The organism is Erwinia sp. PME.40.26/001, from assembly GCF_055556675.1.
On record NZ_JBVHNP010000011.1, the window covers coordinates 99190 to 122024 of the forward strand.

The window sequence follows — 22835 nt, forward strand, 5'->3', positions numbered from 1 at the left end:
GCCTTTTATGGCCAGTTGCCCGCGTTATACCGATTCAGTCCGGCGAATGCAACGCGTTGAAAAATTAGCCAAACATCCTTTCCAGATAGCGTTCCAGCGCCATGCGCGAACTGAAACCGTGGGGGATCCCGTAGTGATCGTTGTTTTCCCCCGCCAGATACATCGGGAAGCGCACGTAATGATCGCAGGTTTTCACATCTGATGATGCCGCAGTAATAGCCTGGCTTCGCTCCTTGAGCGTCGGGTGGATCACCAGGGCGGTACGACCCAGACGCGCCTCACGGTTGACGTAAACATAGTCCTCGCCGCGGCGGTAGCCGTAAGTTTTTGCGGTGACCGCATCCATTTCAAATCCCGCCTTTTCAAGTACGCGAGCTACCTCATCAGGTCGTAAATACATGCTTGCTCCTCTCAGTCTGCTAACCCCGCAACCTTACAACAGGCGACACAGCAGGGCTTTCGGATTAGTCCATAAACGCCGCGCATGGCATGGCGTTTTGTGAGCCTGTTCTATACTTAATAGTACTTTTTCAGATCAAGGGAGCAAAAAATGTTCAACCGGACACCAAAAAATGACGAGATCGACCTGAATCAGGATGTTTCTTTGCTGGCTGACAGCCTGGACGATCTGTTGAAGTCCTGGGGCAGCAAATCTAAGGAAGAAGCGGACCACGCGCGCTCACGGGCCGAATCCCTGCTGAAAGAAACCCGGGCTAAACTTCACGGCCGGAACCGCGTCACCCAGGCAGCCAGAGATGCCGGTGGCCATGTAGATGACTATGTGCGCGAAAAACCCTGGCACGGCGTGGGCATCGGTGCCGCCCTGGGTATCATCGTTGGTGCCCTGATCGCCACCAGCACCACTGGCAGATAGTGCATTAAAGACGCAATATTGCGAAGCCCGTAGCAAAAGCTGCGGGCTTTTTTTTGCCATATTTATTTTCAAATGGGTTGACGCCTTGTGGCGCAAGGCTTGTGTGTGAGCCGGATAAATAAATACGAAAAACCTATATGTTGTGTGGTTGCATTCTTAACGCACTATATCTAGTATTCAAACCATCAGGACCACACAATATGGTGTGGCAGTGGCGGCGCTCACCGGGCAGTAAATCAGCGCCAGTAACTTGCGATAACCGGCCCATAAGGTGAATACGAATCATGCGCATTATTATTTACACTAAAGATAACTGTGTCCAGTGCAACGCGACGAAAAACGCCATGGACAAAAACGGTATTAACTACCAGCTGATCAATCTGGACAGTGAACCGGCACACGTTGAGACGCTGAAGTCCCTCGGCTACCGTCAGGTCCCCGTGGTGATGGCAGAGCAGGATCACTGGAGCGGTTTCCGCCCGGACAAAATTCTGGCACTGAGCCATCAGGCCGCAGCGCGGGGATAACGTCATGACCACGCTGGTGTACTTTTCCAGCCTGTCTGAGAATACCCATCGTTTTATCACCCGTCTGAACCTGCCCGCTGCCCGCATCCCCGTAGATCGTGCGCAACATCTGCAGGTTGACCAGCCCTATATTCTGGTGGTGCCCAGCTACGGTGGGGGGACGGCACAGGGGGCCGTCCCCAGACAGGTTATTCAGTTTTTAAACGATACACATAATCGTCAGCTGATCCGCGGCGTGATCGCCGCTGGCAACCGCAATTTTGGCGAGGCTTACTGCATGGCTGGCGACATTATCGCGCGTAAATGTCAGGTGCCTTACCTCTATCGCTTCGAGCTGATGGGCACCTCTGACGACCTCGCTAACGTCTACAAGGGAGTAACCCAATTTTGGCAGCAACAGACAGCACACTCATAGAGGCTACGGCGACAGTACCGGATTATCATGCGCTTAATGCGATGCTGAATCTTTACGATGCCGACGGTCATATTCAGTTTGAAAAGGACCGTGAGGCCACGCGCCAGTATTTTATCCAGCACGTGATCCCCAACAGCGTTCAGTTCGACTCGATCGCTGAACGCCTGCAGTATCTGGTTTCCGAAGGCTACTACGAAGCTGACGTCCTGAATGCCTATCCGTTTGAGTTTGTCTGCTCGCTGTTCCAACAGGCTTATGAGCGGCGCTTCCGCTTCCAGACGTTTCTCGGAGCCTGGAAGTTTTACACCAGCTACACGCTGAAAACCTTTGATGGAAAACGCTATCTGGAAGGCTTCACCGAACGCGTCTGTATGGTGGCCCTGACGCTGGCAAAAGGGGACCAGACGCTGGCTCGTTCGCTGACCGATGAGATCCTCGCCGGTCGTTTCCAGCCGGCGACGCCCACCTTTCTCAACTGTGGTAAACAGCAGCGCGGTGAGCTGGTCTCCTGCTTCCTGCTACGCATCGAAGACAATATGGAGTCGATTGGCCGCGCAGTGAATTCGGCGCTGCAACTGTCCAAACGTGGCGGCGGCGTGGCGTTCCTGCTTTCCAACCTGCGGGAGTCCGGCGCGCCGATCAAGCGCATTGAAAATCAGTCTTCCGGGGTGATCCCGGTGATGAAGATGCTGGAAGATGCCTTCTCATACGCTAATCAGCTCGGCGCACGTCAGGGTGCTGGCGCGGTCTATCTGAATGCACACCACCCGGATATTCTGCGCTTCCTTGATACCAAACGCGAAAACGCCGATGAAAAAATTCGTATCAAAACGCTCTCTCTCGGCGTGGTGATCCCCGATGTAACGTTCCAGCTGGCCAAAGACAACCAGCCGATGGCCCTGTTCTCCCCGTATGACGTTGAGCGCATCTATGGCCTGCCATTTGCCGATATCAGCATCAGCGAGAAATATGATGAGATGCTGGCCGACGAACGTATCCGCCGCACCTTTATTAATCCGCGTGAGTTCTTCCAGACGCTGGCCGAAATCCAGTTTGAGTCCGGCTATCCGTACATCATGTTTGAAGATACGGTCAACCGCGCCAATCCGATCCACGGCCGCATTAATATGAGCAACCTGTGTTCAGAGATCCTGCAGGTGAACACCCCGACCGAATACCATGACGATCTCAGCTATAAGCGTATCGGCAAGGATATCTCCTGCAATCTGGGCTCACTGAATATCGCCCATGCGATGGATTCGGCGGACTTCGCCCGCACCATTGAGATTGCGGTGCGTGGCCTGACGGCGGTGTCTGACCAGAGCCACATCCACTCGGTGCCGTCTATCGAACAGGGGAATGCGCAGTCGCACGCTATTGGCCTGGGGCAGATGAACCTGCACGGTTACCTGGCGCGCGAAGGCATTCAGTACGGTTCGGAAGAGGGGCTGGATTTCACCAATATCTATTTCTACACGGTGACCTACCATGCCCTGCGCACCTCAAACCTGCTGGCACACGAGCGCGGCACCTGCTTCAGCGGCTTCGAAAATTCACGCTACGCCAGCGGCAAATACTTTAATCAGTACGTTGAGCAGCGCTGGCAGCCGCGCACGCAGAAGGTTGCCGCGCTGTTCGCCAGCGCCGGAATTGCTGTGCCGACGCAGTCGGATTGGCAGGCACTGAAAGACGCCGTGATGCAGCACGGGTTATACAACCAGAATTTACAGGCTATTCCGCCAACGGGGTCGATCTCCTACATCAACCACGCGACGTCGAGCATTCATCCGATTGTGTCGCGCATCGAGATCCGCAAAGAAGGCAAAACCGGCCGCGTCTATTACCCGGCACCGTTTATGAATAACGACAATCAGGCGTTCTACCGGGATGCGTACGACATTGGCCCGGAAGCGATCATCGATACCTACGCTGAAGCCACCCGCCATGTCGATCAGGGACTCTCCCTGACGCTGTTCTTCCGCGATACCGCCACCACGCGCGATATCAATAAGGCGCAGATCTACGCCTGGAAGAAAGGCATCAAGACGCTGTACTACATTCGTCTGCGCCAGATGGCGCTGCAGGGCACGGAAGTGGAAGGCTGCGTCTCCTGCTCACTGTAGTTTCCCTTTACCATCGCGGGCTGGCGCTGCCGGTCCGAAAATAAGATACCACTATGAAATTAAAAAAAGTTCACGCCATTAACTGGAACAAAATCGAAGACGACAAGGACCTGGAGGTCTGGAACCGCCTGACCAGTAATTTCTGGTTGCCGGAAAAAGTGCCGCTGTCTAACGACATTCCGGCGTGGAACGCTTTGAATCACAATGAGCAGCAGCTGACCATTCGCGTATTCACCGGTCTGACCCTGCTGGATACCATTCAGAACACCCTCGGCGCACCGGCGCTGATGGCGGATGCGCTGACGCCACACGAAGAAGCGGTGATGTCGAACATCAGCTTTATGGAGGCGGTCCATGCCCGCTCCTACAGTTCGATCTTCTCTACCCTCTGTCACACCAGCGACGTGGATGCAGCCTACGCCTGGAGCGAAGAAAATGCCCCTTTGCAGCGTAAGGCGGAGATTATTCTTCAGCACTATGCTGAAAACGATCCGCTGAAGAAGAAAATTGCCAGTGTCTTCCTTGAATCCTTTCTGTTTTATTCCGGGTTCTACCTACCGATGTACTGGTCAAGCCGGGGCAAGCTGACCAATACGGCGGATCTTATTCGGCTGATTATTAAAGACGAAGCCGTACATGGGTATTATATCGGCTACAAATACCAGAAGGCGCTGGAGACGCAAAGCCCGGCGCGCAAAGAGGAACTGCAACAGTTCGCCATTGAACTGCTGCTGGCGCTGTATGAGAACGAACTGGCGTATACCGATGATCTGTACCAGGGCGTGGGCTGGCAGGAGGATGTTAAAAAATTCCTCCATTACAATGCGAACAAGGCCCTGATGAACCTCGGCTACGAGGCGCTCTTCCCCGCTGAGATGACCGACGTTAATCCGGCCATCCTTTCGGCGCTGTCACCTAACGCCGATGAAAACCACGATTTCTTCTCTGGCTCCGGCTCCTCATATGTGATGGGAAAAGCCGTCGATACCGAAGACGCAGACTGGGACTTTTAATCTCTTCAGCAATGGCTGCCAGCGGCAGCCCTCTTTCTTTCCTTGCCGGTTTAATTAATTATTAGTTTTCAGCCTCTCACTTCTTTTTAGATGACATGAATATGGCAGTTTTCTGACGATATATCGCCGCTTCCCCTCTGCCCGCAGCAGGCTAATTTATCGCTACAGAGGATGATTCTTAGCGAGATATTCATTTTTTTCAGACTCCCCTCATTGGCTCTCATCCCTTATCTGCTCTGGCATTAGCCGGGACTGGCATCTCACACCTCATTTCCATTCGGTCCATTTAGGGTTGTCTCAGATTCTCAGTGTGCTACGGTATAGGCCGTTAATATTTAACTACACAGAAGAGTAAAATAGATAAAACTAACCAATTACCAGGAAATTAATTAATGCATGGCTATTAAACTTGAAGTGAAAAACTTATATAAAGTTTTTGGGGAAAACCCCGAGCGCGCATTTAAGCACATCGAAAAAGGGATAAGCAAAGAAGCACTTCTGGAAAAAACCGGACTCTCTCTTGGCGTGAAAAACGCCAGTCTGGCCATTGAAGAAGGCGAGATTTTTGTCATCATGGGGTTATCCGGTTCCGGAAAATCCACTATGGTTCGCCTTCTCAATCGTCTGATAGAACCCACCCGCGGCCAGGTCATTATTGACGGCGAGGATATTGCTAAAATATCTGACAGCGCATTGCGTCAGGTCCGCAGAAATAAGATCAGCATGGTATTTCAGTCCTTCGCATTAATGCCGCATATGACGGTATTAAATAATGCGGCCTTTGGCATGGAATTAGCCGGAACCCCCCTGCAGGAGCGACAGGAAAAAGCCCTGGATGCGCTGCGTCAGGTCGGGCTGGATAATTATGCTCATGCCTACCCTGATGAACTCTCCGGTGGGATGCGTCAGCGCGTCGGATTAGCCCGCGCCCTGGCCATTAATCCCGACATATTATTAATGGATGAGGCCTTCTCCGCGCTCGATCCCTTAATCCGTACCGAAATGCAGGATGAACTGGTGAAATTGCAGTCCCGCCACCAGCGCACCATCGTCTTTATTTCCCACGATCTTGATGAAGCCATGCGCATCGGTGATCGCATTGCGATTATGCAGGGAGGAGAGGTGATTCAGGTCGGTACGCCGGATGAAATTCTCAATAATCCGGCCAACGATTACGTACGCACCTTCTTCCGCGGCGTGGATATCAGCCACGTCTTCAGTGCGAAAGATATTGCCCGCCGCAGCGCTGCAGCACTGATCCGTAAAGCCCCCGGTTTTGGCCCCCGTTCAGCCATCAAGCTGTTGCAGGATAACGACCGCGAGTACGGTTATGTGCTGGAAAAACAGCGCTTCGTCGGTACGGTTTCCATCGATTCCCTGAAGGCCGCCCTGGCCGCCGGTGAAGGCCTGGATCATGCGCTGCTGGAGAGCCCGGCCGCCATGCCTGCCGAAACCTCATTAAGCGATCTGCTATCTCACGTGGCGCAGGCACCTTGTGCGGTACCGATCGTCGGTGAAGAGGGGCAGTACGTTGGCATTATTTCCAAAGGTATGTTGTTGCAGGCATTAGACCGTGACGGAGGCCAGCCATGAGTGAACAAACCAGTAACCCGTGGGATACCAGCACCACACAAAACGCTGCACCGACAGAGAGCGGACAGGCCGCCGCCAGCAGCAGCGATCCCTGGGGTAATCCCACGGATGCTGCGACCAGCCAGCCAGCTCACGATGCTGCCGCCAGCGGTGGCGGTGATGCCTGGGGGACCGCCCCGGCCGGCGGCCATGATGCCGCCGCTGGCAGTGACTGGCTGAACAGCGCGCCGGCTCCCCAGGCAGAGCATTTTAACCTCCTCGATCCCTTTCATAAAACGCTGATCCCGCTCGACAGTTGGGTGACCACGGCCATCGACTGGGTGGTGACGCACTTCCGTCCGCTGTTCCAGGGTATTCGACTGCCGGTGGACTATATCCTCAGCGCCTTCCAGAATCTGCTGCTGGGTATGCCCGCGCCGGTGGCGATTATCGTGTTTGCACTGATCGCCTGGCAACTTTCCAGCTTCGGCATGGGGGTGGCCACTTTGGTGTCCCTGATCGCCATTGGCGCGATAGGGGCCTGGTCACAGGCTATGGTGACGCTGGCACTGGTGCTGACCGCCCTGCTGTTCTGCATCATTATTGGTTTACCGATGGGCATCTGGCTGGCCCGCAGCCAGAGGGCGGCTAAGATTATCCGCCCGCTGCTGGATGCCATGCAGACGACACCGGCCTTCGTTTATCTGGTGCCTATCGTCATGCTGTTCGGTATCGGTAACGTGCCGGGCGTGGTGGTGACAATTATCTTTGCCCTGCCGCCGATTGTCCGTCTGACCATCCTCGGGATCAAACAGGTCCCTGCCGACCTGATCGAAGCCGCGGAATCTTTCGGTGCCAGCCCGCGCCAGATGCTGTTCAAAGTGCAGCTTCCTCTGGCGATGCCGACCATCATGGCCGGGGTCAATCAGACGCTGATGCTGGCGCTGTCGATGGTAGTGATCGCCTCGATGATCGCCGTCGGTGGTCTGGGTCAGATGGTGCTGCGCGGCATTGGCCGCCTCGATATGGGCCTGGCCACCGTGGGTGGCGTCGGCATTGTCATCCTGGCCATTATTCTTGACCGCCTGACGCAGTCGCTGGGACGCGACAGCCGCAGCCGTGGCAACCGTCGCTGGTACGCCAGCGGCCCTCTGGGTCTGCTCACCCGCCCATTCTGTAAAACTGAATAATAAGAAGGTACTTATGACTATGAGAAAAATGACACTGCTGGCCGCCGCGTTCGCTACGCTGGCCGCTGCTCAGGTTTCCGCCGCCGATCTGCCGGGTAAAGGCATAACGGTGAAGCCAGTACAAAGCACCATTACAGAAGAAACCTTCCAGACGCTGCTGGTCAGCCGCGCGCTGGAAAAGCTGGGTTACACCGTTGAGGCCCCCAGCGAAGTTGACTACAACGTAGGCTATACCTCCCTTGCTTCCGGCGATGCCACCTTCACCGCCGTGAACTGGCAGCCACTGCATGATGATATGTATAAAGCCTCGGGCGGAGATGCAAAACTCTATCGTCAGGGGACTTATGTGCAGGGTGCAGCACAGGGTTATCTGATCGATAAAAAAACTGCTGAGAAATACCACATCACCAACATTGAGCAGTTGAAAGATCCCAAGCTGGCAAAGCTCTTTGATACTAACGGGAACGGTAAAGCGGACCTGACAGGCTGTACTCCGGGCTGGGGCTGCGAAGCGGTGATTAACCACCAGATTAACGCCTTCGACTTGAGCAAAAGCGTTGAGCATAATCAGGGGAACTACTCTGCCATGATCGCGGATACCATTACCCGCTTCAAAGAGGGTAAACCCGTGCTCTACTACACCTGGACGCCCTACTGGGTGAGTGATGTGATGGTGCCGGGACGCGACGTTGTCTGGCTGCAGGTGCCGTTCTCGTCCATGCCTGGCGAGCAGAAAGACGTGGATACCAAACTGCCAAACGGGGCGAACTATGGCTTCCCGGTAAACACCATGCACATTGTCGCCAACAAAGCCTGGGCGGAGAAAAATCCGGCGGCGGCCAAGCTGTTCTCTGAAATGAAGCTGCCGATCACGGACATTAATGCCCAGAACTCACGTATGCATCAGGGCCAGTCTTCCGAAGCGGATATCAACGCTCACGTTGACGGCTGGATCAAAGCGCACCAGGCGCAGTTTGATGGCTGGGTAAAAGACGCGCTGGCGGCGGGTCAATAATTCCCCGCCCGGGGCAGCCGTTACCACGCTAGCCCCGGCACTTTTCCCCACGGTAAGACGTGTGCAGGGGCCGGCCTTTTTTAAGGTCGGCCCTTTTCCAAACGGGTGACAAGGCGTGGCCCCGCCGCGAACTGGTTTGTCCTGTCAATAATCATGTGAGTGAAATAGTTATTTGGGTTATTATTAGCCTCTAGGACAATTCTCACACTCATATGGGTTGTTATGAAATCCCCCCACCCCGGCCTGAACCCTGCCCTCGTCGCCCTGATGTCGATCGCCACCGGTCTCTCCGTTGCCTGTAACTATTATGTCCAGCCCCTGCTGGCGACCATTGCGCAGACCTTTTCGCTCTCATTTCATCAGGCCGGCTTTATTGTGACTACCGCACAGCTGGGCTATGCGGCCGGGTTACTTCTGCTGGTTCCGCTGGGCGATATGCTGGAACGCCGGGGGCTGATCGTCTCTATGAGCCTGCTGGCGGCGGGCGGTATGGTGATCATCGCGCTTTCGTCATCGCTGCCCCTGCTGCTGCTGGGTACCGTGCTGACCGGATTATTCTCCGTCGTGGCACAAATCCTTGTCCCGCTGGCCGCCACGCTTGCGGCACCGGAGAAGCGCGGCAAAGTGGTGGGCACGGTAATGAGCGGCCTGCTGCTGGGGATCCTGCTGGCACGCACCGTCGCGGGTGGCCTGGCCCAGCTGGGCGACTGGCGGACGGTGTACTGGGTCGCCAGCGTGATGATGGTGCTGATGGCTCTGGCCCTGTGGCGCGGGCTGCCACGCTATAAGCAGTCGGTGCCGCTTCATTATGGGCAGCTGCTCGGATCGGTCTTCAGCCTCTATGCCGGGCATCCCATACTGCGTACGCGGGCCATTACCGGCTGCCTGGTCTTTGCTAACTTCAGCGTCCTCTGGACCTCTATGGCGTTCTTACTGTCGTCGCCGGAGTGGGACTATTCTGAGGGTCAAATCGGCCTGCTGGGTCTGGTCGGGGCTGCCGGGGCGCTGGCGGCCCGCCAGGCAGGATCGCTGGCCGATAAAGGAAAGGCCCGCCTCACCACCAGCATCGGCCTGCTAATCCTGCTGGTCTCATGGGGGATGATTGCTCTCGGCGCGCACTCCTTAGTGGCACTGATTATCGGGATTATCCTACTCGACCTCGCCGTACAGGGGGTGCATATTACCAATCAAAGTGTCATCTACCGTCACATGCCGGAAGCCCGTAACCGTCTGACCTCCGGTTATATGACCAGTTACTTTATTGGTGGGGCGCTGGGCTCACTGCTGTCCGCCTCTGCCTATCAGGCCGCAGGCTGGTATGGCGTTTGCATTGCCGGATCTCTGTTAACCGTCGTTAATCTATTCAGCTGGTGGCAATGTCAGCATTACGAGGCTGCAGCGCATTGATTTTTCGCGGTGAAAATGAAGTTTTTTCAGTGTCTGTCGCCTGTTAAGACATTTCGTACTCTGGTAAGGTTAGGCGCAATTTATTCAGGTTGGTTATGTTTTCACATGAAATTATACAGTAACAGCAGAGTTACATTCGCTCATGGTTGAGCGCAGAAACCGGGCCTGTCTCCGCGGGCCTCAACGCCCGGTTGCCCGCCAGCCTGACGTGACAGGCCGCCCGTGCGTCATCCATGCCAGCCCGTCCGGTTTAAGTCCGGCTGAAGCGCTGTCTGCTTCCGGCATCCTCTCTCTTCACATTTACGCACAGCCCGTATTGACGGTGCTGTTGAGCGCTCTGGGTTATGGAGTGACCTGGAAACTATTGATGGTGGCTGCGGCACCGTGAAAAAGTCACCGGTCGTAAAAAGTGCTATCACTTTATTCGTCATCACCGTTATTATACCAGTTGCAACTAGTGAGGTTCCTTTATAATGGAAAGTTCGTTTACGCCCATTGAACAGATGCTGAATTTTCGTGCTAATCGCCAGAAGGATTTCCCATTACAGGAGATCATGCTGACCCGCCTTTGTATGCATATGCAAAGTAAGTTGCTGGATAACCGCAACAAAATGCTGAAAGCACAGGGCATTAACGAAACACTGTTTATGGCCCTGATCACGCTGGATGCGCAGGAAGATCACAGCATACAACCCTCAGAACTGAGCGCAGCCCTGGGGTCCTCGCGAACGAATGCGACGCGTATTGCCGATGAGCTGGAAAAACGTGGCTGGATTGAGCGCCGCGAGAGCGATAACGACCGCCGCTGTCTGCATCTGCATTTAACGCCGAAAGGGCATGAATTTCTGCGCCAGCTGCTGCCGCCTCAGCATCAGTGCCTGCAACTGCTGTGGTCTGCATTGAGTAGCTCAGAAAAATCACAGCTGGAAGGTATCACCCGCAAGCTGCTGACCCGCCTTGATAAAATGGACGAAGAAGAGGTCGTTGCGTCTCTTTCCAGATAGTTGTTCCACTAATAGCATATTGTGCGACACACCGTTTACTGGAAATCGCTACTTTAAGCCCCTGGAAATACATTCATGCCAGCGCTAATCCCGCTGGCATTTTAGACTCGGGCATCCGCCATTCAGGGATGACAGCGGGCCCGTTGGCAAGAAGTTCAGGAGAAAGTCATGAGTGAAAGCGCGGTAACACAAAACCCGCAGCAGCCGAAAAACAAGAAAAAGACGCGCAAAAACGCTCTGATTTTTCTGGCTATTGTGTTCGTTATTATTGGTGTGGGCTGGGCGGCTTACTGGTTCCTGGTTTTACGCCATTTTCAGGAAACCGATGATGCCTATGTTGCCGGAAACCAGGCGCAGGTCATGGCTCAGGTCGCTGGTAGCGTAAATAAAGTCTGGTTTGACGATACGGACTTCGTGAAAAAAGGCGATGTGCTGGTCACGCTGGATCGTACTGATGCCGAACAGGCGTTTGAAAAAGCGCAGACGGCCCTGGCCACCAGCGTGCGCCAGACGCACCAGCTGATTATTAACGGTAAGCAGTATCAGGCAACTATCGCGCTGCAAAAAACGGCACTCGAACAGGCGCAGGCTGATCTACGCCGTCGCGAACCGCTGGGCGCGTCAAACCTGATTGGAAAAGAAGATCTGCAACATGCCCGTGATGCGGTGGCTACTGCCAAAGCACAGCTTGATGTGGCAACTCAGCAGTACAATGCCAACCAGGCGATGATTCTGGATACCTCGCTGGAAAACCAGCCCGCCGTGAAACAGAATGCAGCCGCCCTGCGTGATGCCTGGCTGGCATTACAGCGTACCGAGGTCATCAGTCCGATCGATGGCTACGTCTCACGTCGCAGCGTACAGGTCGGCTCACAGATTGGTACCACCACACCGCTGCTGGCGATCGTCCCGGCAACGAATCTTTGGGTGGACGCTAACTTCAAAGAGACGCAACTGGCCGGTGTGCGAATTGGCCAGCCAGCGACGGTGGTCAGTGATATCTACGGCGATGACGTGGTGTACCACGGTAAAGTGGTTGGCCTTGATATGGGTACCGGCAGTGTGTTCTCCCTTTTACCGGCGCAAAATGCGACCGGAAACTGGATCAAAGTCGTTCAACGCCTGCCGGTGCGTATTGAACTCGACCCGCAGGAAGTGGCAAAACACCCGCTGCGCATCGGCCTGTCGACACTGGTGAACGTTGATACCAGCAACAGCGAAGGGGCCGTGCTGGCCACCAGCGTGCGCAGCAAACCAGCCTATGAAAGTGATGCGCTGGCCCGGGATCTGACACCAGCGAACCAGCTGATTGCCGAAATCATCCGTGCCAATGCCGGTTAACACGGCGGGAGACTGTTATGGCACGTAAACCGCTTGAAGGCACGCAGCTGGTTCTGATGACCATTGCGCTGTCGCTGGCTACTTTTATGCAGGTGCTGGACTCCACGATCGCCAACGTGGCGATCCCGACCATTGCCGGTAACCTGGGAGCCTCGAACTCTCAGGGCACCTGGGTAATCACCTCATTTGGCGTGGCAAACGCCATTTCGATTCCGATCACCGGCTGGCTGGCCAAGCGTTTCGGGGAAGTGAAGCTGTTTATGTGGTCGACGGTGGCCTTTGCCGTCGCCTCATGGCTGTGCGGCATGTCCGAAAGCCTGACCATGCTGATCTTCTTCCGCGTGATCCAGGGGATCGTCGCCGGTCCGCTGATCCCGCTGTCGCAGAGCCTGCTGTTAAATAACTATCCCCCGGCTAAGCGCAGCGTGGCGCTGTCGCTGTGGGCGATGACGGTGATCGTCGCACCGATTTGCGGCCCAATCCTCGGCGGCTGGATCAGCGATAACTATCACTGGGGATGGATCTTCTTCATCAACGTGCCCATCGGCGTGGTAGTCGTGATCCTGGCCCTGCAGACACTGCGCAATCGTGAAACCGAAACCGTCATCCGCCCCATCGACACCGTGGGCCTGGTCCTGCTTGTTGTCGGCATTGGCTGCCTGCAGGTCATGCTGGATCGCGGGAAAGAGCTCGACTGGTTCAGCTCCAATGAAATTATTACATTAACGGTGATAGCCGTCGTAGCCCTGGTGGTGCTACTGGTGTGGGAGTTAACCGACGATCACCCGATCGTGGATTTGTCGCTGTTTAAATCGCGCAATTTCACCATCGGCTGTCTGTCGATCAGCCTCGCCTATATGCTCTACTTCGGGTCTATTGTCCTGCTGCCGCAGCTGTTGCAGGAGGTGTATGGTTACACCGCCACCTGGGCGGGGCTGGCCTCTGCGCCGGTAGGGATTATCCCGGTGATCCTGTCGCCAATTATCGGCCGCTTCGCGCATAAGCTGGATATGCGACGGCTGGTGACCTTCAGCTTTATCATGTATGCGGTGTGCTTCTACTGGCGCGCCTATACCTTTGAACCGGGTATGGATTTTGCTGCGTCAGCCTGGCCGCAGTTTATCCAGGGCTTTGCTGTGGCCTGCTTCTTTATGCCACTGACCACCATCACTCTGTCAGGGCTGCCACCGGAACGCCTGGCGGCGGCATCAAGCCTGTCGAACTTTACCCGAACGCTGGCGGGTTCGATTGGTACCTCGATCACCACCACCATGTGGACCGATCGCGAGTCGCTGCATCACGCCCACCTGACGGAGTCCGTAACGCCGTACAGTACGAATTCGCAACAGATGTACGCGAAGCTGGAACAGATGGGGATGACTCACGATCAGGCATCGGCGTACCTGGCGCAGCAGATTACCAATCAGGGGCTGATCATCTCAGCCAATGAGATCTTCTGGGCCTCGGCTGGCGTGTTCCTGTTGCTGCTGGTTCTGGTGTGGTTTGCCCGGCCACCGTTTGGTGCCGGCGGCGGCGGCGGCGGCGGTGCCCATTAAATAGCAGGTATAAAAAAAGGGCGACCCCAGCGGTCGCCCTTTTTATTCAGTGCCCTGTCAGGCGTTTTGACGCCACCATTCGGCCAGCAGTACACCGGTTGCCACGGAAACGTTAAGGCTTTCCACTTTCCCCGTACCACCAATTGAGACGCTCAGGTCGCCCTGATCGAAGGTGCTGTCTGACAGACCATCACGCTCCTGCCCCAGTACCAGCACCATTTTAGCCGGCAGTTCTGCACGAGACAGCGGAACACCTTTATGGCTGGACGTGGTCACAATGGTGTAACCCGCCTTACGAAACGCGCTCAGACCGGCAGCAAAATTTTCACCGCTAATCGCCTGAACGTGTTCAGCACCGCCTTCTGCGGTACGCACAGCAGCGCCCGACTCCAGCATGGAGGCATCATCCACCAGCAACCCCTGCACACCGAAGTGCGCACAGCTGCGCATAATACCGCCCAGGTTGTGCGGGTTGCCGATGTCTTCCAGCGCCAGTACGCAGTCTTTCTCACCTGCCGTTGACAGCCACTGGCTGACCGGCATTCCGACGCGCTTTTTGATCAGGAAGCAGACACCACCGTGGTGTTCCGTTCCTGACGCTTTCTGCAGCTCGGCTTCATCCACGGTGTGGTAAGCCTTACGGTTGGCTGCCATATATTTCAGTGCTTCACGGAAACGAGGCGTGACGCTCTGGATAAACCAGGCGCGTACGATACTTTCCGGGCGGCTCTGGAACAGTGCCTGGCAGGCGTTTTCGCCATACACACGCGTCTCTTCCATACGCTGGCGGCGTATCTGCTCTGGATCGATGTAACTTTTACCGCTGATGCCACCGTGATCCGGCTTATCGTCAGCTGCGGGGGCAGCGTTTGGCGCACGGGAAACGGTACGCCACGGAGAGTCAGAATGCCCTTCGTCGCGATCGCGCCCGCCACGTGGCTTGCTGTCTGCATTACGTGATGGACGGCGTGCGCCGTCCTGTGGACGTGGAGCACCTTTACCGGTACGGGGATTCCCGCCCTTGTTGCTACTCTCGTCATCACCGCGGACATACATCACTTTGACCTTGCCGCTCTTACCTTTAAATTCGTCGTTCATTTTTCCTCCACCTGGCCTGAGCGCGAAGCGCGCAGATTACCTGATGTGGCAGCACTTAGCTATCAACTTCCAATAAAAGCCCGTAGCTGTTTATCCGCAACATCGTTATGAGACATTACCTATTATACCCATTGAACAAATCGCGTTGTTAGCCCCATTCACCGCCCGCATAATGTTGGCTGATTTACTAAGAAATGCAGTAAGTAATCACTTACTCCTGAACTGAGGTGAATAATGAATACGGTTTGTGCATCCTGCCAGGCAACCAACCGCGTGCCTGCCGAGCGGCTGACTGACGGCGCAAAATGCGGCCGCTGCGGTCACGAGCTGTTTGATGGCCATGTCGTCAATGCGACGGCGGCTACCCTGGATAAATATCTGCAGGACGATCTGCCGGTCGTGATCGACTTCTGGGCCCCCTGGTGCGGACCCTGCGTTAACTTCGCCCCGGTGTATGAGTCGGTGGCGCAGGAGCGTAACGGCAGCATCCGCTTCCTGAAAGTCAATACCGAAGCCGAGCCGGAACTGAGCGCCCGCTTCCGCATCCGCAGCATTCCGACCATCATGGTCTTTAAGCAGGGCGAGATGGCCGACATGCTGAATGGCGCAATGCCGAAAGCGCCGTTTGAAGCCTGGCTGGACGAAAATCTGTAAGTATCACGCCGGGCACGCCCGGCGTTATTCCGTTAGAATAGCGTTTTTCCCTAGATGATCGCTGATGAACGATAACGCTGTTCTGCTGCTACGTGCCGCACGTCTGGCCCGTGCCACCCGTCCCTTTCTTGCCCGAGGTAATCGCATTACGCGCTGCCAGCGTTGCCTGCTGCCGCAAAAAAACTGCCTGTGTGACACACTTGAGCCCCGGACAGCACGCAGCCGCTTTTGCCTGGTGATGTTTGACAGCGAGCCGATGAAACCCAGCAATACCGGCAGACTGATTGCCGATATCCTGCCAGATACGCTGGCGTTTGGCTGGTCACGTACCGAGCCCGATCCAGCTCTGCTGGAGGCTGTCCGCAATCCGCATTATCAGCCGGTGGTGGTGTTCCCGGCATCCTATGCCGATGCCGGCAGGCCGGTACTGAATTCGCCCCCCGTCAACGGCAAGCCTCCGCTGTTTATTATGCTGGACGGCACCTGGACTGAAGCCCGCAAAATGTTCCGTAAAAGTCCCTGGCTGGACAACCTGCCCGTGATGTCACTGAACCTGACCCGCCCCTCCAACTACCAATTACGCGTGGCGCACGCCGAAGGTCAGCACTGCACGGCCGAGGTGGCCGCCGAGCTGCTGCTGCAGGCAGGTGATGTCGCGGCCGGTGAAGCCCTGTTCCGCCATTTTGATCTCTTTCGTCAGCGCTATCTCGCAGGAAAACCGCATCATCCACAGCAGATAGCTGAAAATGATGATGAAATTCTGTCAGCGATCAAGTAACTGACAGCCTGGCCAGCATCTCCGGCTGACCCGGAGTAGACTCAAACTACTTTACCCGCCAGCATGACCGGGTGATATTCGAAGGGAGCGGAGATGAGTCAACGTGGATTAGAAGCCCTGCTGAAACCGAAATCCATTGCGGTGATCGGTGCCTCCACCCGGCCTGAACGTGCCGGGTATCTGATGATGCGGAATCTGCTGGCCGGTGGCTTCAGCGGCCCGGTTCTTCCCGTCACGCCCAAATATCAGGCCGTATGCGGCGTGCTGGCCTGGCCCGACATTGCCAGCCTGCCGCTGTCCCCCGACCTCGCGATTATTTGCACCCATGCCAGACGTAATCTTGAACTGCTTACGGCGCTGGGGGAGCGCGGATGCAGGGCCTGCATTATTCTCTCGGCGCCTGACGACCAGCTGGCAGCGCTGAAGGCCTGCGCCAGCCGCTGGCAAATCCGCCTGCTGGGACCAAACAGCCTGGGCCTGCTGGCACCGTGGCAGGGGCTGAATGCCAGCTTCTCGCCGGTCCCCATAACGCCAGGTAAGCTGGCCTTTATTTCGCAGTCAGCCGCCGTTTCTAACACCATCCTCGACTGGGCGCAGCAGCGCCAGCTGGGTTTCTCCTGGTTTATAGCGCTCGGTGACAGCCTGGATATTGATGCCGACGACCTGCTGGACTTCCTGGCCCGCGATGGCAAAACCAGCGCCATTCTGCTCTACCTGGAGCATCTCAGCGATGCGCGCCGTTTTGTCTCTGCGGCCCGCAGTGCCTCGCGCAATAAGCCTATTCTGGTCATTAAAAGTGGCCGCAGCCCTCAGGCCCAGCAGTTGCTGAAGACCCACGGTGGGATGGATGCTGCGTGGGATGCCGCTATCCAGCGGGCAGGTCTGCTGCGGGTGCAGGATACCCATGAACTGTTCTCCGCGGTTGAAACCCTCAGCCATATGCGTCCGCTGCGGGGGGAGCGACTGATGATTATCAGTAACGGCGCGGCCCCGGCGGCGCTGGCGCTGGATGCGCTCTATGCCCGCAATGGCAAACTCGCCACGCTAAGTGAGCCTTTACTTACTGAGCTGAGCTCACGGCTGCCGGAGAGTGTCACCCCGGGCAACCCACTGGATTTGAAAGATGATGCCACCCCGGCGCGCTATTTACAGGCACTGACGCTGCTGCTGGACAGTCACGATCTGGATGCCATTCTGATTATCCATGCCCCCAGCGCAGTCGCACCACCGACGCTCACCGCCGAACATATTATTACCCTGGTGAAACAGCACCCGCGCGGCAAGCAGCTGACCCTGCTGACTAACTGGTGTGGAGAATATTCCTCACTGGAAGCCCGCCGCCTGTTTAACGATGCCGGTATCCCCACCTACCGAACGCCGGAAGGCACAGTGACCGCCTTTATGCACATGGTGGAATACCGCCGTAACCAGAAACAGCTGCGTGAAACCCCCGCGCTGCCCGCGAACCTGACTGCCAATACGGCGGATGCACACCGTCTGATCCACCTGGCGCTGCAGGACGGCGCCACATCGCTGGACACGCATGAGGTGCAGCCGATCCTGCAGGCCTACGGCCTGACCACGCTGCCGACCTGGATTGCCAGCGACAGCACGGAGGCCGTGCATATTGCCGGGCAGATTGGCTATCCTGTTGCGCTTAAGCTGCGTTCGCCGGATATTCCTCACAAGTCAGAAGTTCAGGGCGTGATGCTGTATCTGCGCACACCAGACGAAGTGGAACAGGCGGCCAATGCCATTTTCGACCGCGTGAAGCTGGCCTGGCCGCAGGCGCGTATTCACGGCTTGCTGGTGCAGAGTATGGCCAACCGCGCAGGAGCGCAGGAGCTGCGGGTTGTGGTGGAGCAGGATCCCCTCTTCGGGCCGGTGATCATGTTGGGGGAAGGGGGCGTCACCTGGCATGCTGACCGTCAGGCCGCGATCGCCCTGCCGCCGCTGAATATGACGCTGGCGCGCTACCTGGTGATCCAGGCGATCAAACAGGGAAAAATCCGTGGCCGCAGCGCGCTTCATCCGCTGGATATTGTTGGCCTGAGCCAGGTGCTGGTCCAGGTGTCAAACCTGATCGTTGACTGCCCGCAGATCGTCCGTCTGGATATCCATCCGCTGCTGGCGAGTCATGAAGATTTTACGCTGCTGGATGTGACCTTGCAGCTGGCGGAATTCCACGGTGATGCCGAAGCGCGGTTGGCAATAAGGCCCTACCCTCACGAGCTGGAAGAGGCCGTACAGTTGAAAAATGGCCAGCTGTGCCTTTTCCGTCCGATCCTGCCTGAGGATGAACCCTTATTGCAGCAGTTTATTGCTCAGGTGACGAAAGAAGATCTTTATTACCGCTATTTCAGTGAGATCAATGAGTTCACCCACGATGATTTGGCGAACATGACGCAGATCGACTACGATCGGGAAATGGCCATCGTCGCCGTGCGTCAGCATAAGGGTCAGGATGAGATTATCGGCGTGACGCGCGCCATCTCCGATGCCGACAATATTGATGCGGAGTTCTCAGTGCTGGTGCGCTCGGACCTGAAAGGGCTTGGCCTGGGCCGGCGACTGCTGGAGAAGATGATTATTTACACCCGGCAGCACGGCCTGCAACAGCTAAACGGTATCACCATGCCGAACAACAGAGGTATGGTGACCCTGGCGCGTAAGCTGGGGTTTGCCGTTGACGTCCAGATGGAAGACGGCATTGTCGGACTCTCACTGCACCTGCAAAGTGACCCGATCGGGGCCGAAAAGTAAATCTGATACTATCAGAACCAACTAATGGTATTATTCGCGGTTAGGGTCCTGATTTTATGGCAAAAGGCCATTCTATGAACAGAGAAGAAACGCACTGTGATGTTGTCAAAATTTAAGCGTAATAAACACCAACAGCACCTTGCGCAACTGCCTAAAATAGCTCAGTCAGTTGCTGATTTCACCACGCTGTATTCCCCGGCGGATTTTCGCGAGACGCTGCTGGAAAGAATTGCGTCGGCGACCCGGCGCATCTGCATAGTGGCTCTTTATCTGGAAAATGATGAGGGTGGCCAGGCGATCCTCTCTGCGCTCTACGCAGCAAAACAGCAGCGCCCGGAACTGGACATTCGTGTCCTCGTTGACTGGCACCGCGCCCAGCGCGGACGCATCGGCGCAGCCGCCTGTGCTACTAACGCGGATTGGTACTGCGATATGGCAGCCCGTCATCCCGGGCTGGCGATCCCGGTATATGGTATCCCGGTCAACACCCGGGAAGCGCTCGGTGTCCTGCACCTGAAAGGGTCGATTATCGACGACACCGTTTTCTACACCGGTGCCAGCTTCAACGACGTGTATCTGCACCAGCGGGAACGTTACCGCTATGACCGTTACCAGCTGATCGGCAACCGTATCCTGGCTGATACGATGTTCGACTGGATTGAAACTAATCTCATTCAGGCGGAAGCCGTCAATCGGCTTGACCAACATGAGCGGCCAAAAAGCCCGGAAATCAAGAATGAAACCCGCCAGTTCCGTCAGGATTTGCGTGGCTTTGATTACCAGTTTGACGGCGATGCCAACAACGAAGAACTGGCCGTCACCCCGCTGGTTGGTCTTGGCAAGCGCAGCCTGCTGAATAAAACAATCTACCACCTCATGCCCTGTGCCGAGCAGAAGCTGACTATCTGTACACCGTATTTCAATCTGCCCGCCATCCTGGTTCGCAACATTATCTATCTGTTGCGTCAGGGGAAAGAGGTGGAGATTATCGTGGGCGATAAGACCGCCAATGACTTCTATATTCCCGAAGACCAGCCGTTTAAAATTATCGGCGCACTGCCCTATCTGTATGAAATTAACCTGCGCCGCTTCCTCAGCCGCCTGCAGTATTACGTCAATAGCGGCCAGCTGACGGTTCGTCTGTGGAAAGATGGCGAAAACAGCTACCATCTGAAGGGACTGTGGGTCGATGACGAATGGATGATGGTGACCGGTAATAACCTGAACCCGCGTGCGTGGCGACTGGACCTGGAAAACGCCGTGTTGATCCACGATCCGCTTCAGCAGCTGACGGAGCAGCGCGACCGTGAACTGGCGCTGATCCGCCAACATACGACGACGGTACAGCATTTTCACGATCTGGAGAGTATCGCTGACTACCCGGTGAAAGTGCGGAAACTTATCCGCCGTCTTCGCCGTATCCGCATTGACCGGCTCATCAGTCGTATTCTTTAATCAGCAGCTATACTCCCTTTACTGGCCCCGCAATGTCGGGGCTTTTTTATGGAGTCTTTATGCGCACCTGCCTGCTGGCCGTTATCGTCATTTGCAGTGGCTGTACTCATATGGCGCAGGATGACTGGACCGGACGTGATAAAGCCCAGCACTTTCTCTCCTCCGCCTTTCTTTCCGCCGCCGGTAATGCCTATGGTGAACGTCAGAACTGGCACAAAGACCGCAGCGGCAGCGTTGGGATCATGTTCGCAATCGGCCTGGGCGCGGCGAAAGAACTGTTCGACAGCAGGGAAGGAGGAAGCGGCTGGAGCTGGAAGGACTTCAGCTGGGATGTAGCCGGTGCTGCCACCGGCTACGCATTATGGAATCTTGACCGCTAGTTACAGTTTTAACCCTTTGCCGCGTCGGTGCAGCATCAGCGAAACCAGGAAGGCAATGGCCCCCATTCCAGAGACATACCAGAAGAAACTGGTTTCGCTTCCAGCCGCCTTCAGCGACAGCGCCACATATTCCGCCGATCCGCCAAACAGCGCGTTTGCTACTGCATACGACAGCCCCACGCCCAGCGCCCGCACCTCCGGTGGGAACATTTCCGCCTTAAGGATCCCGCTGATCGAGGTATAGAAACTGGTGATCACCAGCGCCAGCATTACCAGCATAAAAGCGGCCACCGGGCTGGTCACGCTCTGCAACAGGGTGAGGATTGGTACGGTACAGATCGCAGCCAGCCCCCCGAAGATCAGCATAGCGTTACGTCGCCCGATCTTATCCGATAGCGCACCAAAAAATGGCTGCAACAGCATAAAAATAAACAGCGCGCCGGTCATCAGACCGCTGGCAGCTTTATGGTCCATACCGGCAGTGTTCACCAGATATTTCTGCATATACGTCGTAAAGGTGTAAAAGCTCAACGACCCGCCAGCAGTAAAGCCCAGCACCATGATAAATGCCCGCCGGTGTTTCCACAGACCTTTCAGTGAGCCGGCATCTTTATGGCTGCGCGTGGTGTTATCGGAGGTTTCATTCAGCGAACGACGTAAATAGAGTGCGACCACGGCCAGCACGGCACCCAGCGCAAAGGGGATCCGCCAGCCCCAGGAACGCAGTTCTTCGTCAGAAAGGAGCTGCTGCAACACAACGACGGTCAGCAGCGCCATCAGCTGGCCACCAATCAATGTCACATACTGAAATGACGCATAAAATCCCTTCCGCCCTTCTACCGCCACTTCGCTCATGTAGGTTGCACTGGTACCATATTCCCCACCCACTGACAGCCCCTGAAAAAGTCGGGCCAGCAAAAGCAGAGCCGGGGCCCAGACCCCTATCGTCTCATACCCCGGTAAACAAGCGATCACCAGCGATCCAAAACACATCATACAGACTGAAATCAGCATGGAGCTTTTACGCCCGTGCCTGTCACCAATGTAGCCAAACAGCCAGCCACCAATAGGACGCATCAGAAAACCGGCGGCGAACACCCCCGCCGTCTGGAGCAGCTGCGTTGTCGGATTACCGCTGGGGAAGAAGATATGAGCGAAGTACAGCGAGCAGAATGAGTACACATAAAAGTCAAACCACTCCACCAGATTACCGGAGGAGGCCCCTACGATGGCCCAGACGCGTTGACGAGTGGTCATTGACGCTGTCGCGCGCAAATTATTTTCAGTGATGGACTCTGCCATTAAAAACCTCGTGAGTTCTTTCCTTGCTTTGAACAAGCGTCGAAGAGTGTATATATCAATTAACTCAAATGCTGTTTTGTTATGAAATTGTTTTATAAGGATGGATTGTTAATTTTGTGAGACAGCATGGATTATTGCATAAGGAATAGCGGGGTCATATCAGCGAACACGCTGGAAACAGGCAGGAAATTCCGAATTTGGCGATTAAACAGGGCACACAGGGGGATTGGACGGTGTTTCGGGGGAACATTAAGGCAGAGGATTGGGATCGATCGGGGATTACCCGCTTAAAACGCAAAAAACCCCGGCCTTTCGGTCGGGGTTATTGCTTTATTTGATGCCTGGCAGTTCCCTACTCTCGCATGGGG

Annotated in this window: 20 protein-coding genes; 17 read left to right on the plus strand and 3 right to left on the minus strand. The window is 55.8% G+C overall.

Features of this window, described 5'->3' with window-relative positions:
• Nucleotides 1–64: 64 nt before the first annotated feature.
• On the minus strand, nt 65–400 hold the full coding sequence (locus ACZ3HG_RS20860) for a DUF2002 family protein (RefSeq protein WP_191934643.1): 336 nt from the start codon (nt 398–400) through the stop codon (nt 65–67).
• 150 nt (nt 401–550) lie between these two features.
• Here ACZ3HG_RS20860 and ACZ3HG_RS20865 point away from each other — a divergent pair, with 150 nt between their 5' ends.
• From ACZ3HG_RS20865 to emrB, 12 genes are all read left to right on the plus strand, one after another.
• The gene (locus ACZ3HG_RS20865; RefSeq protein ID WP_191934642.1) at nt 551–874 is read left to right on the plus strand and encodes a DUF883 family protein; all 324 of its coding nucleotides are present in this window, start codon (nt 551–553) and stop codon (nt 872–874) included.
• 284 nt (nt 875–1158) lie between these two features.
• A complete protein-coding gene (nrdH, locus tag ACZ3HG_RS20870) occupies nt 1159–1401 on the plus strand; it encodes a glutaredoxin-like protein NrdH (RefSeq protein ID WP_191934641.1) in 243 nt (80 codons plus the stop codon).
• Nucleotides 1402–1405: 4 nt separating this feature from the next.
• Nucleotides 1406–1816, plus strand: coding sequence for a class Ib ribonucleoside-diphosphate reductase assembly flavoprotein NrdI (gene nrdI, locus ACZ3HG_RS20875; RefSeq protein WP_465334245.1), 411 nt, complete (start codon nt 1406–1408; stop codon nt 1814–1816).
• Nucleotides 1789–3939 carry a class 1b ribonucleoside-diphosphate reductase subunit alpha gene (gene nrdE / locus ACZ3HG_RS20880; RefSeq protein WP_465334247.1) on the plus strand — a complete coding sequence of 717 codons (2151 nt, stop codon included), beginning with the start codon at nt 1789–1791 and terminating at the stop codon, nt 3937–3939. Before nrdI ends, nrdE begins: the two co-directional genes overlap by 28 nt.
• A gap of 53 nt (nt 3940–3992) precedes the next feature.
• On the plus strand, nt 3993–4952 hold the full coding sequence (gene nrdF / locus ACZ3HG_RS20885; protein WP_191934638.1) for a class 1b ribonucleoside-diphosphate reductase subunit beta: 960 nt from the start codon (nt 3993–3995) through the stop codon (nt 4950–4952).
• Nucleotides 4953–5348: 396 nt separating this feature from the next.
• Nucleotides 5349–6545, plus strand: coding sequence for a glycine betaine/L-proline ABC transporter ATP-binding protein ProV (gene proV, locus ACZ3HG_RS20890; protein WP_191934637.1), 1197 nt, complete (start codon nt 5349–5351; stop codon nt 6543–6545).
• The gene (gene proW, locus ACZ3HG_RS20895; RefSeq protein WP_191934636.1) at nt 6542–7714 is read left to right on the plus strand and encodes a glycine betaine/L-proline ABC transporter permease ProW; all 1173 of its coding nucleotides are present in this window, start codon (nt 6542–6544) and stop codon (nt 7712–7714) included. The genes proV and proW overlap by 4 nt, the downstream gene beginning before the upstream one ends.
• Nucleotides 7715–7733: 19 nt before the next feature.
• Complete coding sequence (proX, locus tag ACZ3HG_RS20900; RefSeq protein ID WP_191936889.1) at nt 7734–8729, plus strand: glycine betaine/L-proline ABC transporter substrate-binding protein ProX; 996 nt, start codon at nt 7734–7736, stop codon at nt 8727–8729.
• A gap of 222 nt (nt 8730–8951) precedes the next feature.
• A complete protein-coding gene (locus ACZ3HG_RS20905; RefSeq protein ID WP_191934635.1) occupies nt 8952–10136 on the plus strand; it encodes an MFS transporter in 1185 nt (394 codons plus the stop codon).
• Between the two features lie 473 nt (nt 10137–10609).
• Nucleotides 10610–11140 carry a transcriptional repressor MprA gene (gene mprA / locus ACZ3HG_RS20910; protein ID WP_191934634.1) on the plus strand — a complete coding sequence of 177 codons (531 nt, stop codon included), beginning with the start codon at nt 10610–10612 and terminating at the stop codon, nt 11138–11140.
• A 168-nt stretch (nt 11141–11308) separates the two neighbouring features.
• Complete coding sequence (gene emrA / locus ACZ3HG_RS20915) at nt 11309–12481, plus strand: multidrug efflux MFS transporter periplasmic adaptor subunit EmrA (RefSeq protein WP_465334251.1); 1173 nt, start codon at nt 11309–11311, stop codon at nt 12479–12481.
• A 17-nt stretch (nt 12482–12498) separates the two neighbouring features.
• Nucleotides 12499–14037 (plus strand): multidrug efflux MFS transporter permease subunit EmrB, encoded by a 1539-nt coding sequence (emrB, locus tag ACZ3HG_RS20920; protein ID WP_465334253.1) that lies wholly within the window; start codon nt 12499–12501, stop codon nt 14035–14037.
• Nucleotides 14038–14094: 57 nt separating this feature from the next.
• On the opposite strand, the gene ACZ3HG_RS20925 is transcribed toward emrB, so the two are convergent.
• Nucleotides 14095–15135, minus strand: coding sequence for a tRNA/rRNA methyltransferase (locus tag ACZ3HG_RS20925; protein ID WP_062744552.1), 1041 nt, complete (start codon nt 15133–15135; stop codon nt 14095–14097).
• A gap of 234 nt (nt 15136–15369) precedes the next feature.
• Here ACZ3HG_RS20925 and trxC point away from each other — a divergent pair, with 234 nt between their 5' ends.
• The 5 genes from trxC to ACZ3HG_RS20950 all read left to right on the plus strand — a co-directional run bounded on the left by trxC (nt 15370) and on the right by ACZ3HG_RS20950 (nt 21165).
• The gene (gene trxC / locus ACZ3HG_RS20930; protein WP_191934631.1) at nt 15370–15789 is read left to right on the plus strand and encodes a thioredoxin TrxC; all 420 of its coding nucleotides are present in this window, start codon (nt 15370–15372) and stop codon (nt 15787–15789) included.
• Between the two features lie 64 nt (nt 15790–15853).
• The gene (locus ACZ3HG_RS20935) at nt 15854–16567 is read left to right on the plus strand and encodes a tRNA-uridine aminocarboxypropyltransferase (RefSeq protein ID WP_191934630.1); all 714 of its coding nucleotides are present in this window, start codon (nt 15854–15856) and stop codon (nt 16565–16567) included.
• A 93-nt stretch (nt 16568–16660) separates the two neighbouring features.
• Nucleotides 16661–19330, plus strand: a complete 2670-nt coding sequence (locus ACZ3HG_RS20940) for a bifunctional acetate--CoA ligase family protein/GNAT family N-acetyltransferase (RefSeq protein ID WP_191936882.1) — start codon at nt 16661–16663, stop codon at nt 19328–19330.
• A gap of 99 nt (nt 19331–19429) precedes the next feature.
• On the plus strand, nt 19430–20785 hold the full coding sequence (gene pssA / locus ACZ3HG_RS20945) for a CDP-diacylglycerol--serine O-phosphatidyltransferase (RefSeq protein ID WP_194710756.1): 1356 nt from the start codon (nt 19430–19432) through the stop codon (nt 20783–20785).
• Nucleotides 20786–20844: 59 nt separating this feature from the next.
• Nucleotides 20845–21165 (plus strand): YfiM family lipoprotein, encoded by a 321-nt coding sequence (locus ACZ3HG_RS20950; protein WP_191934627.1) that lies wholly within the window; start codon nt 20845–20847, stop codon nt 21163–21165.
• Here ACZ3HG_RS20950 and ACZ3HG_RS20955 read toward each other — a convergent pair whose 3' ends face one another.
• A complete protein-coding gene (locus ACZ3HG_RS20955; protein WP_191934626.1) occupies nt 21166–22467 on the minus strand; it encodes an MFS transporter in 1302 nt (433 codons plus the stop codon). It abuts the gene before it with no gap.
• Nucleotides 22468–22835 lie beyond the last annotated feature (368 nt).

What these genes read in the sequence shown, in the direction of transcription:
- ACZ3HG_RS20860 (WP_191934643.1), bottom strand. Translation starts at nt 400, where the DNA reads ATGTATTTACGACCTGATGAGGTAGCTCGCGTACTTGAAAAGGCGGGA.
- ACZ3HG_RS20865 (WP_191934642.1), top strand. Translation starts at nt 551, where the DNA reads ATGTTCAACCGGACACCAAAAAATGACGAGATCGACCTGAATCAGGAT.
- nrdH (WP_191934641.1), top strand. Translation starts at nt 1,159, where the DNA reads ATGCGCATTATTATTTACACTAAAGATAACTGTGTCCAGTGCAACGCG.
- nrdI (WP_465334245.1), top strand. Translation starts at nt 1,406, where the DNA reads ATGACCACGCTGGTGTACTTTTCCAGCCTGTCTGAGAATACCCATCGT.
- nrdF (WP_191934638.1), top strand. Translation starts at nt 3,993, where the DNA reads ATGAAATTAAAAAAAGTTCACGCCATTAACTGGAACAAAATCGAAGAC.
- proV (WP_191934637.1), top strand. Translation starts at nt 5,349, where the DNA reads ATGGCTATTAAACTTGAAGTGAAAAACTTATATAAAGTTTTTGGGGAA.
- proW (WP_191934636.1), top strand. Translation starts at nt 6,542, where the DNA reads ATGAGTGAACAAACCAGTAACCCGTGGGATACCAGCACCACACAAAAC.
- proX (WP_191936889.1), top strand. Translation starts at nt 7,734, where the DNA reads ATGAGAAAAATGACACTGCTGGCCGCCGCGTTCGCTACGCTGGCCGCT.
- ACZ3HG_RS20905 (WP_191934635.1), top strand. Translation starts at nt 8,952, where the DNA reads ATGAAATCCCCCCACCCCGGCCTGAACCCTGCCCTCGTCGCCCTGATG.
- mprA (WP_191934634.1), top strand. Translation starts at nt 10,610, where the DNA reads ATGGAAAGTTCGTTTACGCCCATTGAACAGATGCTGAATTTTCGTGCT.
- emrA (WP_465334251.1), top strand. Translation starts at nt 11,309, where the DNA reads ATGAGTGAAAGCGCGGTAACACAAAACCCGCAGCAGCCGAAAAACAAG.
- emrB (WP_465334253.1), top strand. Translation starts at nt 12,499, where the DNA reads ATGGCACGTAAACCGCTTGAAGGCACGCAGCTGGTTCTGATGACCATT.
- ACZ3HG_RS20925 (WP_062744552.1), bottom strand. Translation starts at nt 15,135, where the DNA reads ATGAACGACGAATTTAAAGGTAAGAGCGGCAAGGTCAAAGTGATGTAT.
- trxC (WP_191934631.1), top strand. Translation starts at nt 15,370, where the DNA reads ATGAATACGGTTTGTGCATCCTGCCAGGCAACCAACCGCGTGCCTGCC.
- ACZ3HG_RS20935 (WP_191934630.1), top strand. Translation starts at nt 15,854, where the DNA reads ATGAACGATAACGCTGTTCTGCTGCTACGTGCCGCACGTCTGGCCCGT.
- ACZ3HG_RS20940 (WP_191936882.1), top strand. Translation starts at nt 16,661, where the DNA reads ATGAGTCAACGTGGATTAGAAGCCCTGCTGAAACCGAAATCCATTGCG.
- pssA (WP_194710756.1), top strand. Translation starts at nt 19,430, where the DNA reads ATGTTGTCAAAATTTAAGCGTAATAAACACCAACAGCACCTTGCGCAA.
- ACZ3HG_RS20950 (WP_191934627.1), top strand. Translation starts at nt 20,845, where the DNA reads ATGCGCACCTGCCTGCTGGCCGTTATCGTCATTTGCAGTGGCTGTACT.
- ACZ3HG_RS20955 (WP_191934626.1), bottom strand. Translation starts at nt 22,467, where the DNA reads ATGGCAGAGTCCATCACTGAAAATAATTTGCGCGCGACAGCGTCAATG.